The 16,915-nt window shown below is 67.7% G+C and carries 15 protein-coding genes; 6 read left to right on the top strand and 9 right to left on the bottom strand.

Annotation, left to right across the window (positions count from 1 at the left end; all coding sequences use genetic code 11):
- Positions 1 to 12: 12 nt before the first annotated feature.
- The 4 genes from KUV67_09855 to KUV67_09840 form a co-directional block, all read right to left on the bottom strand.
- Positions 13 to 495: a RidA family protein gene (locus tag KUV67_09855; protein ID MBY6205184.1), complete on the bottom strand. Its 483-nt coding sequence runs from the start codon at positions 493 to 495 to the stop codon at positions 13 to 15.
- A 25-nt stretch (positions 496 to 520) separates the two neighbouring features.
- A complete protein-coding gene (locus tag KUV67_09850; protein ID MBY6205183.1) occupies positions 521 to 1,744 on the bottom strand; it encodes a hypothetical protein in 1,224 nt (407 codons plus the stop codon).
- Between the two features lie 77 nt (positions 1,745 to 1,821).
- Positions 1,822 to 2,268 (bottom strand): CBS domain-containing protein, encoded by a 447-nt coding sequence (locus KUV67_09845; protein ID MBY6205182.1) that lies wholly within the window; start codon positions 2,266 to 2,268, stop codon positions 1,822 to 1,824.
- 121 nt (positions 2,269 to 2,389) lie between these two features.
- Positions 2,390 to 3,406 carry a hypothetical protein gene (locus KUV67_09840; protein ID MBY6205181.1) on the bottom strand — a complete coding sequence of 339 codons (1,017 nt, stop codon included), beginning with the start codon at positions 3,404 to 3,406 and terminating at the stop codon, positions 2,390 to 2,392.
- A gap of 201 nt (positions 3,407 to 3,607) precedes the next feature.
- On the opposite strand from KUV67_09840, the gene KUV67_09835 reads away from it, so the two are divergent.
- Positions 3,608 to 4,117: a nuclear transport factor 2 family protein gene (locus KUV67_09835; protein MBY6205180.1), complete on the top strand. Its 510-nt coding sequence runs from the start codon at positions 3,608 to 3,610 to the stop codon at positions 4,115 to 4,117.
- A 15-nt stretch (positions 4,118 to 4,132) separates the two neighbouring features.
- Here the strand turns inward: KUV67_09835 and KUV67_09830 are convergent, their stop codons facing one another.
- On the bottom strand, positions 4,133 to 6,124 hold the full coding sequence (locus tag KUV67_09830; GenBank protein MBY6205179.1) for a UvrD-helicase domain-containing protein: 1,992 nt from the start codon (positions 6,122 to 6,124) through the stop codon (positions 4,133 to 4,135).
- An 87-nt stretch (positions 6,125 to 6,211) separates the two neighbouring features.
- Here KUV67_09830 and KUV67_09825 point away from each other — a divergent pair, with 87 nt between their 5' ends.
- Together KUV67_09825 and KUV67_09820 are read left to right on the top strand one after the other, a co-directional pair.
- Positions 6,212 to 6,733 carry a hypothetical protein gene (locus KUV67_09825; protein ID MBY6205178.1) on the top strand — a complete coding sequence of 174 codons (522 nt, stop codon included), beginning with the start codon at positions 6,212 to 6,214 and terminating at the stop codon, positions 6,731 to 6,733.
- A gap of 108 nt (positions 6,734 to 6,841) precedes the next feature.
- A complete protein-coding gene (locus KUV67_09820; protein ID MBY6205177.1) occupies positions 6,842 to 7,477 on the top strand; it encodes a thymidine kinase in 636 nt (211 codons plus the stop codon).
- A gap of 30 nt (positions 7,478 to 7,507) precedes the next feature.
- Here KUV67_09820 and KUV67_09815 read toward each other — a convergent pair whose 3' ends face one another.
- Positions 7,508 to 9,238 (bottom strand): D-(-)-3-hydroxybutyrate oligomer hydrolase, encoded by a 1,731-nt coding sequence (locus KUV67_09815; protein ID MBY6205176.1) that lies wholly within the window; start codon positions 9,236 to 9,238, stop codon positions 7,508 to 7,510.
- A gap of 267 nt (positions 9,239 to 9,505) precedes the next feature.
- On the opposite strand from KUV67_09815, the gene KUV67_09810 reads away from it, so the two are divergent.
- On the top strand, positions 9,506 to 10,276 hold the full coding sequence (locus KUV67_09810) for a 3-hydroxybutyrate dehydrogenase (GenBank protein MBY6205175.1): 771 nt from the start codon (positions 9,506 to 9,508) through the stop codon (positions 10,274 to 10,276).
- A gap of 70 nt (positions 10,277 to 10,346) precedes the next feature.
- On the top strand, positions 10,347 to 11,015 hold the full coding sequence (locus tag KUV67_09805; GenBank protein MBY6205174.1) for a response regulator transcription factor: 669 nt from the start codon (positions 10,347 to 10,349) through the stop codon (positions 11,013 to 11,015).
- A 195-nt stretch (positions 11,016 to 11,210) separates the two neighbouring features.
- Here the strand turns inward: KUV67_09805 and secA are convergent, their stop codons facing one another.
- Positions 11,211 to 13,961 (bottom strand): preprotein translocase subunit SecA, encoded by a 2,751-nt coding sequence (secA, locus tag KUV67_09800; GenBank protein ID MBY6205173.1) that lies wholly within the window; start codon positions 13,959 to 13,961, stop codon positions 11,211 to 11,213.
- Between the two features lie 223 nt (positions 13,962 to 14,184).
- Here secA and KUV67_09795 point away from each other — a divergent pair, with 223 nt between their 5' ends.
- Positions 14,185 to 14,514, top strand: a complete 330-nt coding sequence (locus KUV67_09795) for a DUF721 domain-containing protein (protein MBY6205172.1) — start codon at positions 14,185 to 14,187, stop codon at positions 14,512 to 14,514.
- Positions 14,515 to 14,572: 58 nt separating this feature from the next.
- Here KUV67_09795 and lpxC read toward each other — a convergent pair whose 3' ends face one another.
- Together lpxC and ftsZ are read right to left on the bottom strand one after the other, a co-directional pair.
- Positions 14,573 to 15,487: a UDP-3-O-acyl-N-acetylglucosamine deacetylase gene (lpxC, locus tag KUV67_09790; GenBank protein ID MBY6205171.1), complete on the bottom strand. Its 915-nt coding sequence runs from the start codon at positions 15,485 to 15,487 to the stop codon at positions 14,573 to 14,575.
- Between the two features lie 181 nt (positions 15,488 to 15,668).
- Complete coding sequence (ftsZ, locus tag KUV67_09785; GenBank protein MBY6205170.1) at positions 15,669 to 16,841, bottom strand: cell division protein FtsZ; 1,173 nt, start codon at positions 16,839 to 16,841, stop codon at positions 15,669 to 15,671.
- Positions 16,842 to 16,915: the final 74 nt, after the last annotated feature.

Genomic DNA, 16,915 nt, shown 5'->3' with positions numbered 1-16,915 from the left:
CGGTTCAATGACCTAGCGCGGTTCAGTGACCTGGCGCGGTTCAGTGACCTGGCGCGGTTCAATGACAGCGATGCACTCCACCTCGACCCGAGCGCCGAGCGCGAGACCGTCCGCACCGAGAGCGCTGCGCGCCGGAAAACGCCCCGGCTCGAAGTAGGTCCGGTAGACGTCGTTGAATGCGCTCCACTCCTGCATGTCGTCGAGCATGACGAGGCACTTGACGAGGTGCTCCATGCCGAGACCGTTGGCTTCCAGCGTCGCGCGGATGTTTTCCATGGTCTGACGCGTCTCCGCCGCGATGCCACCTTCGACGAGCTCGAACGTCCGCGGCCGGACGCCGATCTGCCCGGACAGGTAGACGGTGTCGCCCACGCGCACCGCTTCGGAAAACGGTAGATCGGTCGGCAGGACTTCGCCGGAATTCAGGAACTGGGGCTCGGCGCTGGCCCCGAACGCGACCATCCATGCAAGCAGCCCTGCAAAACTCGTTTTCATCGGCATGTCCTCTGCTCCCGGCGGGTCAGGGACCGCGCCGCTCCCGGGGGATCGGTTCGAAGCCGTCGGCGAACAGCAGTTCGGCGGCAAACGCCTGCCGGAGCACGCCGAGCCCGTAGACGTCGTTGACGTTGTCCGGTGCGGTCAGCACCGCGATGTAGGCGACCTCCCCGGCTTCGTTGATCGTCACCCCGCCGGAGAACTCGATTCCGCTCGGGCTGTCGATCCGCGCCGGCCCGAGATCCGTGTCGACGAGGTCGCCTGCGCCGACCAACCTTCGGGGCAGCTGTCCGGACTCGGCCAGCCAGATCGCCCGCCGCCCGGTGCCGGCGTCGAAGGCCCGGAACGCGACCCGGCCCTGGTTGTCGATCGCCGGACCGAAGAACTCGATGTCACCGACGCCGTCTTCGCCTTCGGCCGCCAGCTGCTCGGTGATCGTTCCGTCGCTGAACCACACGCCCCGCTGGCCTGCGACCGTGGCGATGAAGCCGGTGTCCCCGGAGTCGTTGATCACCGGAGAATTGTCGAGGCTGGTGAAGGGGCTGCCGCCGTCGGCCGCCTGGTCGGAGACCAGCACGTCGAAACCGCCGTCGGGCCCGGTCCGGATGATCTGGTTTCCGCCGGCAGCCAACAGGGCCTTGCCGCCGATCTGGCCGGCGGCGTTGAACGACGGCGTGAACAGGAAGTCCCAGGGGCTGCCGGGCTGGATCGCCGCCTCCGCTGCATGGATGTTCAGGGTGCCCGACGACGTGTACGACGCCCAGGCGCGACCGCCGCCGCCGAAGGTCGCGCGAAATCCGATCGTTCCGGCGTCGTTGATCTGCACCGTCCCCCAGGAGGACGTGCCCAGCGGCTGCGCCGTGACCAGCGACACCGTGTCGCCGACCGGGTCCCAGCGATAGATGCCGTTTGCCGGCGTGTCGGTCTGAGCCCAGACGATCTCGGCAGCGTTGTTCAGGTCGGCATCGGTAAAGAACCAGGATGGATCGCCGGTCGCGACGACGTCACCCGTCGTGCCGTCCCCGAACCAGATGCCCCGGCTGCCGGCCACGCCGATCGAGGACAGGCGCAGGGCCGCTTCGCCCGCTTCGTTCAGCGCGACATCGTTGTTGGAAAACCCGGTATTTCCGGGAATCAGGAAGCCATCGACCGGGCCCGAACGGCCGATCAGTATCGGGACGGTCTGGGCGATCGCTGCGCTGGTGGCAACGAAGGCGACCGCCGCGAGTGCGAGCCGGCGCAGGACCATGAATTCTCTCGATCGAAGGCGTTCCTCCATCGTGCAGGAACCGGCGGGAGAGTTCAAACCCGGCTTCGTCGTACGGATCAGCGGTAGGCAAGCGCTCCGGAGACGTACTGCGTCAACGAATGGATTTCGCCTTCCTTTTCCTCGATCTGGTGCTGGACGAGTTCCCCGATGCCCAGGACTCCGACCAGCTTCTGTCCGGTCACGACCGGGAGGTGGCGGATGTTGGCCGCGGACATGATCGACAGGCACTTGTCCAGCGAATCGCTCTCGGTGACGGTGACGACATCGGCGGTCATGATCTCGGAGACCGGCGTGTCGATCGATGTCTTCTTGTGCAGCACCACCTTGCGCGCGTAGTCCCGCTCCGATACGACGCCGACCAGGCGGTCGTCTTCATCGAGCACCACGAGCGCGCCGCAGTTCTTCTCCGCCATCAGCTTGAGCGCGTCGATGACCGGCGCGTCCTCGCGGACGCTCCAGACCTCGCGGCCCTTCTCGTCCAGGAACTGTCGAATGCTGTACATCGGGAATCCTCGGGCATGCCCGGTCATTGATGATGAAATCACGGTGCGCTCGATGCGGTGAATGGCCCGTGAGCGGCCGGGGCGGCAGGCGCGCCGCCGTTCCGTGGCCGCGCTTCAAAGGTCAATCGATGATGTCCACGAGCTCGAGTTCGATCGTTTCGACCCGCCCGCCGCGATCGATTCCCCAGCGAGTCGTCGCAGGCTCCGGCTCGTCGAGCTGTCGACAACCGCGATCGAGTACCGGGACTCCGTTGCGTTCGACGGCCCGATCGCCCGGTCGCAGGCCGGCACGGTCCGCCGGTGTCCCGGGGTGCACGTGCGCCACTTCGAAGAAGCCCTCCGGGTCGGCCCGGAAGATCGCGCCGGACCCGCGCTCCGGCTCCATGCGCACGGGCGCGGCTTGCGCCGGCTGGAACCGGACCCGGTCGTTGGCGCCGTCGAAGGTCAGGACGAAGTGTTTGAGGACCTCGACGCCCATCAACTCGGTTCCGGAGGTCAACGAGACGATCGGCTGGTCGAACTCGAGGTTGGCGATGCGTACGGGATTCCGGACCCGCGCCGCGCGACGGATCGTGTACTTGTCGAAGCGAGTCGAAACGCCGGCGACGCGCGGCGCATGGAGCCACTCCAGCCCGTAGCGTCGCTTCAATTGGAGGCGGCCGTTCGACCCGCTGTCGATGAGGACGCGCCGCGCTCGATCGGGAAAGTCGACCCGCAGCCAGGGCCTGCGATCCGGACCACGCGACGAGAACACGGTCTCCCCGTCCGGTTCCGGCAGTGAACCGGTTTCGATGCGCATTTCGCCGGCCGGATAGTCCAGGACGATCAGGCGCCCGTCGAAGGCGCCGAAGGGAAGAAAGACGTCGAAGTCCTTGCCGAGCGCGGCCCCGAGGTGACTCATCTCGCGAACGCGCGGCCGGAACGTCGTGAACTCGAGTCCCTGGGCCGAAACCCCCTCCATGCGGACGGTCCGGCCGGGTTGCACGCGCCGCCCGCTCGCCCGTTCGAGCCCGTCCGGATCGATGAACAGGTCCGAACCGCCCGTATCGAACACGGCGGTCAATTCATGGGACGTTCCGCTCTCGCCCGTCCAGGCAAGGGGAACGACCCACAAGCCGTTGCACAGTTCCCTGGACACGACGACCGTCTCGGCGGCAGCGGCCTGGCAAAGCAACGGCAAGAGGAGCCAGATCGAACGGTTGCGTCTTGCGGCGCGTTGTGTCCCGGGCGACGAACTCATGCGACCAGTGTAGCCAGCCTGCTCCTGGCGCAGGGCAGCTTCCCCCGCCCCGGAGCAGGTGTACGATGGTCGCTCCAACCTGTGCCCGGGAAATGGATCATGAACTGGCCAAGAACATCGAGGGGACTGGCGCTCGCCGCGTCCATCTGCCTGCTATCGACCTCGGGGGCCGTCGGCCAGGAGGCGCAGGATGGCACCGGAGCCGGCGATCAACGAAGCGCCGACAGATCGCGGTTGCTGGCGCTGAACGAGGAGCTCGTGCGAAGCCAGATCGTCCAGCGCGACGCATCGTTCTTCGATCGGATCGCGGTCGATGAATTCCGGGTCCTCGCTCCCGGCGGCCTGATCGAAACCCGGGCCGAGGCCATCGCCGGAGTAACGGCATGGGATGTGACCGACGTGCAGCTGAGCGGAACGGACATCGTCTTTCACGGCGACGTCGCGATCATGACCGGCAGGATGGACATCGACGGCACGATGCAACCGGTCGGCCGGTGGGGTCCGTTGAAGTACATGAGCACCTGGATCAAGCAGGATGGCGAATGGCGGCTGGCATCGCGCTCGTTGACGCCGTGTCTCGACAAGCTGATCGAGATCGGACGCTGCTGATCGAGAGGCTGCCGCTCAGCCGTCGAGCAAAGCCTTCAGTGCAGCGAAGTTGTCGCGCGCGGCATCGGCGTCGACTTCCTTGCGGCCGTCCTTCCCCGGCCAGTCGAGCAGATCCCGGGGCAGTTCGTCGATGAAGCGGCTCGGCTCGCACTTGCGGGTCTCGCCGAACTGGCGCCGGGTCCGGCAGAAGCTGATCGACAGCCTGCGCTCGGCGCGAGTCAGGCCGACGTACATCAACCGGCGCTCTTCCTCGATCCGGCCTTCTTCGACGCTGTTGCGGTGTGGCAGCAGGTGTTCTTCCACGCCGGCCAGCCAGACCCGCGGAAATTCCAGCCCCTTCGACGCATGCAGGGTCATCAGCCGGACTTCGTCGACGTCCGAATCGCGGTCGTCGTCCGGGCTCGAAGCCAACGCGATCCGGGCCACCAGCTCGTCGGGCGACTTGCAGTCCTTCGCCAGCCGCCCGACCCACCCGACCAGGTCGTCGAGGCTCTTCCGCCGCCGCCGGGCCTGCTCGGGCTTGTCGGCGGTTTCGTCGAGAAACTCGGGATACTCCACGTGTTCGAGCAGATCGCCGAACAGCGGACCCAGCTCCTCGGGCTCGGCCCGGCTCGCCCGATCGGAAAAATCGACGACGAGGTTGATGAAGCCGCGCAGGCCCCTGGCCGCACGCTCGGGCAGCTCGCGCTGGAACGGCGCGTCATCGGCGGCCGACAGCAGGCTCTGCTTCGATGCGCGGGCGAAATCGAGCAGGCGGGCCAGCGAGTTCGAGCCGATCCCGCGCCGCGGCGTGTTGACCACGCGGAGGAAGGACGGGTTGTCCTCGGGATTGAACATCAGGCGCAGATAGGCCAGGCCGTCCCGGATCTCGCGCGCGTCGAACCAGCTCGGTCCCCCGGTCAGGCGGTACGGGATGCCGTACTCGCGCAGGGCCTTCTCGATTTCGCGGGCCTGGAAGTTCGAGCGGTAGAGCACCGCGGCCTGGCCCCAGCGCATCGAGGTGCCGCCGCGGGCAGCGACCAGGTCGCGCGCGATGCCCTCGGCCTCGTCGGTCTCGTCGGCGTACTCGCGGATCGCGATCGGGTCGCCCGGGCCGTGCTCGCTCCACAACCGCTTTTCGTGCGTGTGCGGATTGATCGCGATCACCGCATTGGCGGCGTTCAGGATGTTGCCCACGGAGCGGTAGTTCTGCTCGAGCTTGATGACCTTCAGGCGGGGGAAATCGGTACCGAGCTGGTCGAGGTTCTCCGGCCGCGCGCCGCGCCAGCCGTAGATCGACTGGTCGTCGTCGCCCACCGCGGTGAACTGCCCCGACTCGCCGGCCAGCCGCTTCAGCAGCCGGTACTGCGCCGCGGAGGTATCCTGCACCTCGTCGATCAGGAAATAGCGCAGCTTCGCGCGCCAGCGGGTGCGCAGTTCCGGGTGATCGAGCATCTTCGCCGGCAGCGCGATCAGGTCGTCGAAATCGACCGCGTTCAGTTCCTGCATTCGCTGCTGGTAGGCCTGGTAGACCGTCGCGACCAGGCCCTCGCCTTCGCTCTTCGCGTCGGCCAGGGCCCGGCCCGGGTCGATCCCCTCGTCCTTCAGCGCGCCGATCGCCGACATCGTCATGTACAGCTGGTCGTTCTTGACCTGGCCGGGCAGGAGCTCGCGAACCAGGTCGGCGGCGGCGTGCTGATCGAGGATGCTGATGCCGCGGGCCCGGCCGGCCGCTTCCGGCTCGGCGCGCAGGATCTGCCAGCCCAAGGAGTGGAAGGTCGAGATGATCAGCCCTTCGGCCGCCTTCTTCTTCAGGCGCTTGCCCACGCGCTGCCGCATCTCCTTCGCGGCCTTGTTGGTGAAGGTGATCGCGGCAATCTGCGAAGCCCGGAAGTGGCCCTGCCCGATCAGCCAGGCAATCTTCTCGGTGATCACGCGGGTCTTGCCCGACCCGGCCCCGGCCAGCACCAGCAGGGGCGAATCGACGTGCTGCACCGCGGCGCGCTGCTGGGGATTGAGACCGGACATAGGCGCGGCATTCTACCCCGGGCCACCGCCCGGGCCGGTGCCGAAACGACACCGATCGGGCACATTGCGGAACGTATACTGCACCGCATGCGATCCCGCCTCCACGCCCTGTCCGCGCTCCTGCTCACCGCCGCCGCGACCGCGATAATCGCCCCCTCGAATGCGCAGCAGCCGGCCGGCTGGACGGCCCTGGCGCAGAGTCCCGAGGCGGTGCTGGCCCACCAGCGCCTGCCGGGCAACGCGCGTGCCCAGGCCAAGCGGCGGGGAGCGATCCGGACCGTACCGCACCTGTTCGTCTACCACCGCGACGCCACCCCGGCGTTCCACATGGACGGCCTGCGCCCCGGCTTCGAACGCCAGCTGAACCTGCTGATCGACGCCTTCCGGATCGACCGCTCGATGGTCGAACTCGACACGCTGCTGGCCAACGCCCGCAACGCGGACGGCGTCGCGCCGCTTGCCGGTGATCTCGAGCCAGGGCGCATCGTCCTGGTGCTCTACACCCGCGAAGGATGCAGCGACTGCGAGGCCGTGCGCGACCGGCTCGAGACCTGGCTGGACGGCCGGCCCGACCTGCAGCCCAATCGCCTGCTGATCCGGATGCCCTAGCGGGGCTCGCGAACGGCAGCGGACGCCCGGCCGCTGCCGGGGCGGCGTGCGCAGCATGCGCCGACGACGGATCACCGGGCACTTTTATATCGACTCCATGGACCACGGATGGCCAAGCTCTACTTCTATTACTCGACCATGAACGCCGGCAAGACCACGGTGCTACTGCAGTCGGCGCACAACTACCGCGAACGCGGCCTGCGGCCGCTCCTGCTGACCCCGGCACTGGACGATCGGGCCGGCCGCGGAACGATTCGGTCGCGGATCGGGCTGGAGGCCGAGGCGCACGCCTTCGAGGCCGAGGAGAACCTCCTGGCCTCGGTGCAGGCCGACCTCGAGGTCCGCGGGCCGATCGCCTGCGTGCTCGTCGACGAGGCCCAGTTCCTGTCGCGTGATCAGGTCCACCAGCTCGGCGACGTGGTCGATCGGCTCGGCGTCCCCGTGCTGGCCTTCGGCCTGCGTACCGACTTTCGCGGGGAACTGTTCACCGGCAGCCGCTACCTGCTGGCCTGGGCCGACGAACTGAAGGAACTCAAGACCATCTGCCACACGGGCTCCAAGGCGACCATGGTGGTCCGCGTCGACGCCGAAGGCCACGCCATCACCGACGGCGCACAGGTCGAGATCGGCGGCAACGACCGCTATGTACCCGTCAGCCGCGCGGAGTTCAAGCGCGTGTTCTACGGCGGCGAGAAGGCGAGGTTGTTGAAAGGCAGGGAAGAGGGGAAAGGGACAGGGGGCTAGTAAAACCTTGGGACTCGGCGGCACTAGTCCCTAGCCCCTGGTCCCCGACCCCTTTTCCCCCTCCCCCCCCATCACCCGGTCGCCGCCGAGGTCGCCTTCGCCGTCCAGGATCGCGTCGATCCGGTCCAGGGCGTCCCACATCACGGGGATCAATGGGCGATAGCGAGTGTTCATTCCCGGAAACGGGACCAGCGAGTCGAAGTGCTGGGCGCCGTCGACCTCCCAGTAGGCCAGCGCTTCGGCGCCGGCCGCGCGCGCCGCGGCCACGTACGGGCGTGCGCTGAAGGCGGCCGGGATCAGGCCGTCCTGTCGGCCATGCACGACGACGACCGGCACATCGGGTAGCCGCCCGGTGGCCCGGGTCGCCTCGACGGCACGGCGCAGCGCATCGGCGTCGTCTCCGTCGCCGGTCCAGAGCTCGCGAAGGCAGACGAGACCGCCGAAGTCGGGGTCGTCGGGAAAGCGAATCGCGCGTGGGTCGAACCACTCCACGCCGCCGCCGGGGACGACACCGGACGTCTGTGCCCACCACAGGTTCCGCTGAGCGGCGGGCGCGGCGATACGGCGCCCGTCGGCACCGAGGACCGCGGTGCCGTAGCCGCACGGCATGGCATCGACCGGGGCCCGGAGATAGGCCGACGCGTAGAGGGCGGCGACGGCGCGCCAGACGTCGATGCTGGTGTTGACCGCAAGTTGTTCAAGCGCCCCGGCATCGAAACCGCCGGCCTCGAGCACCTCGCGCGCCGCGGCCGGTTCCGCGCGTTCGAGCAGGCCCGCCTCGACCAGGGACTCGCAGCGTACGCGGCCCGGGCCGACCAGCATCGGATTGGCGAACGGAAGGCCGGCCAGGGCGGCGGGATCCCCGAGCACGCAGGGCTGGAAGAGCGCCGCCTCGGTCGCATAGTCGTACAGCGGGCGTGCCCCGGGCGGCGTGACGTTCGGGGCCCCGACCACCGCCGCATCGAACAGGTCCGGCGGCGCCTGCTCCAGCGCACGCAGGACCGCGCCCCCGCCGTTGGACAGGCCGAACGCGATCACGCGAACCTCGGGCATCGGCTGCGACGGGTCGGGCCAGAGCTGTCGCAGCGCGTCGAGGCCGAATCGCGCGGCCTCGATCGTGTACCGACCCCAATCGGCCTCGGGGTGGTCGCCCGAGTGCGCATGGGGGATCGATACCCAGGCGCCGTCCACGACCGGCGGCGCCAGGCCCAGGGTGGCAGCACCACGTCCCGCACGCGTGCCGTCCAGGGTCACACCGCTGTCGCTGGCGTGGTCGAAGAGATCGGTACCTGCGCCCTTGTCGGTCATCGCCAGCGCACAGCCGCGCGGCAGCGCCCACGGACCGGCCACGGGCAGCGCGCCGTAGATGCCGCGCGAGCCCGACGATGGCGCGACCACCAGGCATGGCCGCTCCCTGTCCAGGTCGTCGGGAATCATCACCGCGACCCGGGCCGGATGGCTGCGCCCGGCCAATCGCAGCCAGGCGTGCATTTCGCGGCCGGGCACGGCGGGCAGGTCGTCGCTTTCCAGGCCGCCCGAGGCCGTCAGGTCGACCAAGCCCCCGTAGTTGGCATGGATCGCAACCCGGCGCAACTCTTCCGGCTCGGGCGCATCGCGATCGGCCGGCAGCGGCGGAGGCCGCCGCAGACCGTCGAGACCGAGTCCCGCAGTCAGCAGGTCGTCGTCGCCGGCATGATGACGCAGCAGCCTGCCTTCGAAGTCTGCCGAAGGCCGTTCGGCGCCGGCACATCCGGCAAGCATTGTGCAGCTGATCGCCAGCGCGCAGGCGATCGATGCGAAAAATGCCGGTCGTCCGTTCAAGCGCGTCGAAGGCGAGGGGCAGGACCGGACGTGAGGCGGAAAGCGGCGCATGGCGAAGCGTCCTCGATGACTGGGGAATGGAGGGATGAGGCGTATCGGCTGAATCTAGCACTTGCCCGCGCCGACCGGCATGGACTTTGGTACACCACCGCCGCGCCGATCGCGGCGCTAGACTCGATGCTGGCTCCCGATCTACGCGCCGAACGCATGACGCCACGACGATTCCGGATCCTGATCACCGGCGCCGGCAGCGGCATCGGCGCAGGACTTGCCGAACACCTCGCGGGGGCCGGGCACAGCATCCTGTGCACCGACCTCGACGAGACCGCTGCTCGCGCGGTCGCCGAACGGATCGTCGGCCGGGGGGGACGAGCGACGGGACATGCGCTGGACGTGACGCGGGACGAGTCGGTCGACGCGCTGCTCACCGCCCTGCCCGAGGCCCCGGATGTGCTGGTCAACAACGCCGGCATCCAGCATGTCTCCAGGCTCGAGGACTTTCCGATCGACCAATGGGACCTGCTGGTGCAGGTCATGCTCACGGGCGTGGCCCGGCTGACCCGCGCACTGCTCCCCGGCATGCGCGAACGCGGCTACGGCCGGATCGTGAACATCGGGTCCATCCACTCGCTCGTCGGCAGCCCCTACAAGAGCGCCTACGTGGCCGCCAAGCACGGCCTGATCGGCTTTTCCAAGGTCATCGCGCTGGAGACCGCGGACACCGATGTGACCATCAACACCATCTGCCCGACCTACGTGAAGACCCCCCTGGTCGAGAAGCAGATCGCCGACCAGGCGAGGGTCCACGGCCTGTCGGAAGACGAAGTGGTCGAGAAGATCATGCTCAAGCCGATGCCCAAGGGCGTGTTCATCGGCTTCGAGGAGCTGGCCGGCATCACCGCGTTCCTGTTCGGCCCGGCCGCGCGCAATATCACCGGCCAGGCCATCGTGGTCGACGGAGGCTGGACCGTCCAGTAGCGGCGAGCGGCTCCGCACCGGCCGGGGATTGCGCGTACCATGCGCTTCGAGCCCCTTCCGCGACCGCACGATGACCCGAATCGTCATCGCCGACGACCATCCCCTGTTCCGGACCGCGCTCGGTCACGCACTCGCCGCGGCACTCGACGGTCCCGAACTGCTCGAGGCCGCCGACCTGGAGGCGACGCTTGCCACGCTCGAACGATCGGCACCGGTCGACCTCGTCTTGCTGGACCTGCACATGCCCGGCAGCCAGGGGCTGGCCGGCCTGGCGCGCCTGCGCGGCCTGCATCCGGAGGTCGCCGTGGTCGTGGTCTCGGCCAACGAGGATCCGCGGGTGATCCGTCGCGCGCTCGACCAGGGGGCCGCCGGCTTCATCCCGAAGAGCGCCGGGCTCGACGAGATCGGCCGCGCACTCGAGGCCGTGCTCGATGGCCGGACCTGGGTTCCCGAACACCTCCAGCGAGCGATCCACGAGCAGGCCCCGGACGACGACGACGCCGAACTCGCCCACCGCATCGGTCAGCTCACGCCGCAGCAGTACAAGGTGCTCAAGCAGGTCGCCGACGGCCAGCTCAACAAGCAGATCGCCGACGCCCTCGGCATCCAGGAACGCACCGTCAAGGCCCACATGAGCGAAATCTTCCAGCGGCTCGGCGTGCGCAACCGGACGCAGGCCGGCGTGGCGTTCCGCAGGCTGGAGCTGATCGATCCGGCGGGGAAGATGGGGGACGCTTAGGGGCCGGCGTGGGCTGCGGCCGATCGGGTTCCCGCTGGCCGATTCGAAACGCAGGATCAAAGGCGTTTCGCCCGCTCGCTTCGCGAGCTTTCTGCGAAGCAGGTGTGCGAACTACCTTTGAATCAGCGACCTGAAAATGAAAATGCCCCGTCCATTCGACCGGGGCATTCGGAGAACACCGGGAAAGACGGAAATCTAGTCGATCTTCCCGTGACACTGCTTGTACTTCTTCCCTGAACCACAGGGACAGGGCTCGTTCCTGCCGATCTTGCGGCCGTCTCGAACGAAGGTGTCCGGAGTCTGTCCGGGCGGCGCTGCGGCCGGTCCGACGCCCGGGGTGGCTCCGGCCACCGCAGCGGCGGGCCGGCCCTGTGCAGCGGCGGCCCGTGCGTCCTGGTGCCTGAACTCCATCGGCCGCTCGCGCCGTCGCTGCTGATCGACCGCCTCGACGTCCTCGTCGCTCTTCACCTGGACACGCGACAGGATGCGGACCACCTCGTAGCGCATGCTCGCCAGCATCTCCGTGAACATCTCGAAGCCTTCGCGCTTGTACTCCTGCTGCGGCTTCTTCTGAGCGTGAGCCCGCAGTCCGATGCCGCGGCGCAGGTAATCCATGCTGGCCAGGTGTTCCTTCCACTGCTGGTCGAGCACCTGGAGCATCACGGCCTTTTCGAAATGGCGCATGACCTCGCTGCCGGTCTGCTCTTCCTTGGCCTTGAAGTGCGACTCGACGACCTCGAAGATCTTCCGCCGCAGCCCTTCCTCGTCGAGGTCCTCGTCCTCGTCGAGCCAGCGGCGCACCGGCGCATCGAGGCCGAAGTCGCTTTCCAGCGTCTTCTCGAGGCCTTCCGGATCCCACTGTTCATCGATCGAACCCGGCGGGATGTAACGGGAGATCGTCTCGTCGAACACTTCGTCGCGCACATCGGCAATGAAGTCGCCGATCTCGTCGGCTTCCATCAGTTCGTTTCGCTGGGCGTAGATCACTCGACGCTGGTCGTTGGCCACGTCGTCGAAGTCGAGCAGGTTCTTGCGCATGTCGAAGTTGTGCGCCTCGACCTTGCGCTGGGCGTTCTCGATGGCGCGGGAGACCCAGGGATGCTCGATCGCCTCGCCGTCCTTCATGCCGAGCTTCTGCATCATCCCGCCGAGGCGGTCGGACGCGAAGATGCGCATCAGGTTGTCCTGCAGCGAGAGGTAGAACCGGCTCGAGCCCGGATCGCCCTGGCGACCCGACCGGCCGCGCAGCTGGTTGTCGATGCGGCGGGATTCGTGCCGTTCGGTGCCGATGATGTGCAGGCCGCCGGCCTCGAGCACCTTGTCGTGGCGTTTCTTCCACTCGGCCTTGACCGCGTCGACCTTTTCCTTCGGCGCGCCGTCGCCCAGTTCGGCCAGCTCCGCGTCCAGGCTTCCGCCGAGCACGATGTCGGTGCCTCGTCCGGCCATGTTGGTCGCGATCGTAACGGCGCCGGGCCGCCCGGCCTGGGCGATGATGTGCGCTTCGCGCTCGTGCTGCTTGGCGTTGAGCACCTCGTGCTTGATCTTCGCCTTCATCAGTTCGCGCGAGAGCAGCTCCGAGGTCTCGATCGACGTGGTGCCGACCAGCACCGGCTGGCCGGCCCGGGTGCGTTCGACGATGTCCTCGATGATCGCCTGGTACTTCTCCTGCGGGGTCAGGAATACCAGGTCGGCGCGATCGTCGCGGATCATCGGCTTGTTGGTCGGAATGACGACGACTTCCAGGCCGTAGATGGTCTGGAACTCGTAGGCTTCCGTGTCGGCGGTCCCGGTCATGCCCGAGAGCTTGTCGTAGAGCCGGAAATAGTTCTGGAAGGTGATCGACGCCAGCGTCTGGTTCTCGCGCTGGATCGGCACACCTTCCTTGGCCTCGATGGCCTGGTGCAGGCCGTCGGACCAGCGCCGGCCCGGCATCGTGCGGCCGGTGAACTCGTCGACGATGACGACCTCGCCGTCGTTGACGATGTAGTCGACATCGCGGTTGAACAGGTAATGCGCGCGGAGGCAGGCATTGAGCGTATGGACCAGCGCGAGGTTGTTGGCGTCGTAGAGGCTGTCGTCGGCCTCGAGCAGGCCGGCTTTCGTCAGCAGCTCCTCGACATGCGCCATGCCGTCTTCGCTGAGGTGGACCTGCTTGGACTTCTCGTCGAGCGAGAAATCGCCGGGGCCGTCCTCTTCCTCCTGGCGCGTCAGTTCCGGCACGATTCGGTTGATCTTGACGTACAGCTCGGGTCCCTCGTCGGCGGGACCGGAGATGATCAGCGGCGTGCGCGCCTCGTCGATCAGGATCGAGTCGACCTCGTCGACGATCGCGTAGAACTGCTCGCGCTGGACCTTCTGCTCCTGCGAGAAGGCCATGTTGTCGCGCAGGTAATCGAAGCCGAACTCGTTGTTGGTGCCGTAGGTGATGTCGCAGGCATAGGCGGCGCGCTTGGCCGCCGAGGTCATGCCGGGGACCGAAACGCCGACCTCCATGCCCAGCGCACGATAGACCGGGCCCATCCATTCCGCGTCGCGCCGGGCCAGGTAGTCGTTGACCGTGACCACGTGGACGCCTTTTCCGGCCAGGGCGTTGAGGTAGACCGGAAGCGTGGCGACCAGGGTCTTGCCCTCGCCCGTCTTCATCTCGGCGATCTTGCCCTGGTGCAGGACCATGCCGCCGATCAGCTGGGCGTCGAAATGGCGCATGCCCAGCGTACGCAGTGCCGCTTCGCGAACCACTGCGAACGCCTCGGGAAGCAGATGGTCGAGCGATTCGCCGTCGGCGTGCCGTTGCTTGAACTCGTCGGTCTTGGCCTTGAGCTGGTCGTCGGTCAGCGCCTGGACATCCGCTTCCAGTTCGTTGATCCGGGCGACGTCCTTGTGCAGCTGTTTCAGCAGCCGGTCGTTCCGGCTGCCGACGATCCTGGTGATCAATCGCTTGAGCATCGTGAATCCGTTTGGTTCGTTGTCGTTGGAGCCGCGGGCCCCGGAGCGCTGCGGCCCGGCCGTCGGCGGCTGGCGGAAGACGTTGGGGCGAGCACTCCTGCAGGCAAGACCGGGCCGCATCGCGTCCGGCTCCTTGCCGGTCCCGCCCGGCCCGACTTCGCACAATCGACCATTCTAGCCAATTGCGCCCGTCCGCACCGGCCCGGGCCCTACAATGGCGGCCATGACGTCCCGCTCCCGTTCCGGCCCCCGCGACGTACGCGAGATCGCGCGCAGCGCCTCCGGCCTGCAGCAGGCGCTGCGCCGCGCCGAGACCTACCTCGCGCTGAACGCCCGCCTCGCCCCGGCCCTGCCGGAACCGCTCCGGGCGCACCTCCGGGTGGCTTGCATCGAGGGGGAAACGCTGGTCCTGGCCGCCGGCTCACCGGCCTGGGCGACCCAGGCCCGGATGCACCAGGCATCGCTTCTCGAAGTCGCGAAAGCCCTGTGGCCGCAGCCGCTTGCAAACGTGCGCGTGATCGTTGCCCCGGGCCTGGAGGCGCCGGCGGGCTGAGTCGGCGGTCACCGTCGGCAAGTCGCAGTCGCCGACGTGACCTGCCCCGCAACGGGGCCTAGAGCGCCTGGGCGGGCTGCAGGTAGGAAATCGGTGCGCGGGCGGCGTCGTCGAAGGTCACCTCTTCCCACGCGGATTCGTCGGCCAGCACCATGCGCAGCAGCTGGTTGTTCAGTTCATGGCCGGACTTGTAGCCGGTGAACCGACCCAGCGGGCTGGCGCCGAGCAGGTAGAGATCGCCGATCGCGTCGAGCACCTTGTGCTTGACGAACTCGTCCTCGTAGCGCAGACCGTCGGCATTGAGCACCCGGTAGTCGTCGACGACCACCGCGTTGTCCAGGCTGCCGCCGAGCACGAGATTGCGCTGGCGCAGGTACTCGATGTCGCGCATGAATCCGAAGGTCCGGGCGCGCGCTACTTCCTTGAGGTACGAAGTGGTCGAGAAATCCAGGTCCAGCTCGCAGTTGCGGTTGCGGAACACCGGGTGATCGAACTCGATCTCGAAGGCGACGGAGAACCCGTCATATGGCTCGAAGCGGACCCACTTGTCGCCGTCCGACAGCTCGACCGTTCGCTTGATCCGGATGAAGCGTTTCGGCGCGGACTGCTCGGCGATCCCGGCGGACTGGATGAGGAACACGAACGGCCCGGCACTGCCGTCCATGATCGGCACTTCCGAGGCGGTGAGATCGACGTAGAGGTTGTCGATGCCCAGCCCGGCCAGCGCCGACATCAGGTGTTCGATGGTCGCCACGCGAACGCCGTTTTCGCCGACCAGCGTGGTCGAGAGCGCCGTATCGCCGACTTCGTGGGCTTCGGCCCGGATTTCGAACACCGGGTCGAGGTCGACACGGCGAAAGACGATGCCGGTATCGGCGGGCGCCGGGCGCAACGTCATGATGACCTTCTGGCCGGAGTGCATGCCCACGCCGGTCGCGCGGATCACGTTCTTGAGGGTTCGCTGGTGGATCAATGCTCGATCTTCATGCCGGAAAACCGTTGGATACTAGCACAGCAGGCCGGTTCCCTCGGCATTTCCGACACATTTCTGCAACAGTGTTGCACCGCCGCAACAGGACGGACGGAGCGGTGCGAGCGCGGGCGACCCGGCGAGTGGCCGCCCGCATCCCGCACCGGTCCGATCTCGAACCGCGTCAGTCGGCCTGGTTGCGCAGGAAGGCCGGGATGTCGAGGTACTCGAACTCCTTCTGTTCGGCTTCGCTGCGGGCGCCGGAATCGGCCCGACCGCCGCGACCGCCGCCCAGCGTGCGCTGGGGCTGCGGCTCTTCGTCCTCGTCCTCGCTGAAGACCGGGCGGTCGTCGGTTCCCGTGCGCACGAGCTTCATCGGCTTCTCGCGTTCGACCCGCTTCTGGCCGAGCCCGGTGGCGACGACGGTGACCCGGATCTCGTCGTTCATGTCCGGGTCGATCACCGTGCCCATCACGACCGTGGCGTCCTCGCTGGCGAGGTCGGCGATGGTCGTGCCGACTTCCTCGAACTCGCGCATCGACAGGTTCATTCCGGCCGTGACGTTGACCAGGATGCCGCAGGCGCCGGACAGGTTGATGTCCTCGAGCAGCGGCGAACCGATCGCGGACTGGGCCGCCATCAGGGCACGGTCCTGACCGGTCGCGCTGCCGGACCCCATCATCGCCATGCCCATCTCCGACATGACGGTGCGGACGTCCGCGAAGTCGACGTTGATCAGGCCCGGCCGCGTGATCAGTTCAGCGATCCCCTGGACCGCGCCGGAAAGCACCTGGTTGGCGGCCTTGAAGGCGTTGAGCAGGGTGATGTCCGGGCCGAGCACGCTGAGCAGCTTGGAGTTCGGGATGGTGATCAGCGAATCGACGTGGTGGCCGAGCTCGTCGATGCCCTGCTGGGCGACCGCCAGCCGGCGCTGGCCCTCGAAGGGGAACGGCTTGGTCACGACCGCGACGGTCAGGATGCCCATTTCCTTCGCGGTCTGGGCGATCACCGGCGCGGCGCCGGTCCCGGTACCGCCACCCATTCCGGCGGTGATGAACACCATGTCGGAGCCGTCCAGCAGTTCGGCGACCCGGTCGCGGTCCTCGAGGGCGGCCTGGCGGCCGACTTCGGGGTTCGCGCCCGCACCGAGACCCTTGGTCACGCTCGAGCCGATCTGCAGCGTGGTCTTGCCGGCGAAGCTCTTCAGCGCCTGCGCGTCGGTGTTGACCGACACGAATTCGACGCCCTCGATGCTCGCCTCCACCATCTGGTTGACGGCGTTGCCGCCGCCTCCGCCGATTCCGAGGACCTTGATGGTCGCGCTCGGGGTGTAGTTCTCGATCAATTCAAAAGCCATGATGGTTCTCCTTTGCTCGCCGTTGAGAAATGCGTCAATCCCGGAATGGACCCGGCGCGCACCTTCTTGTTGGG

The organism is Halomonas denitrificans (assembly GCA_019800895.1).
In the GTDB taxonomy this organism is placed as follows: domain Bacteria; phylum Pseudomonadota; class Gammaproteobacteria; order Xanthomonadales; family Wenzhouxiangellaceae.
This window is presented reverse-complemented; position numbering and strand designations above follow the sequence as displayed.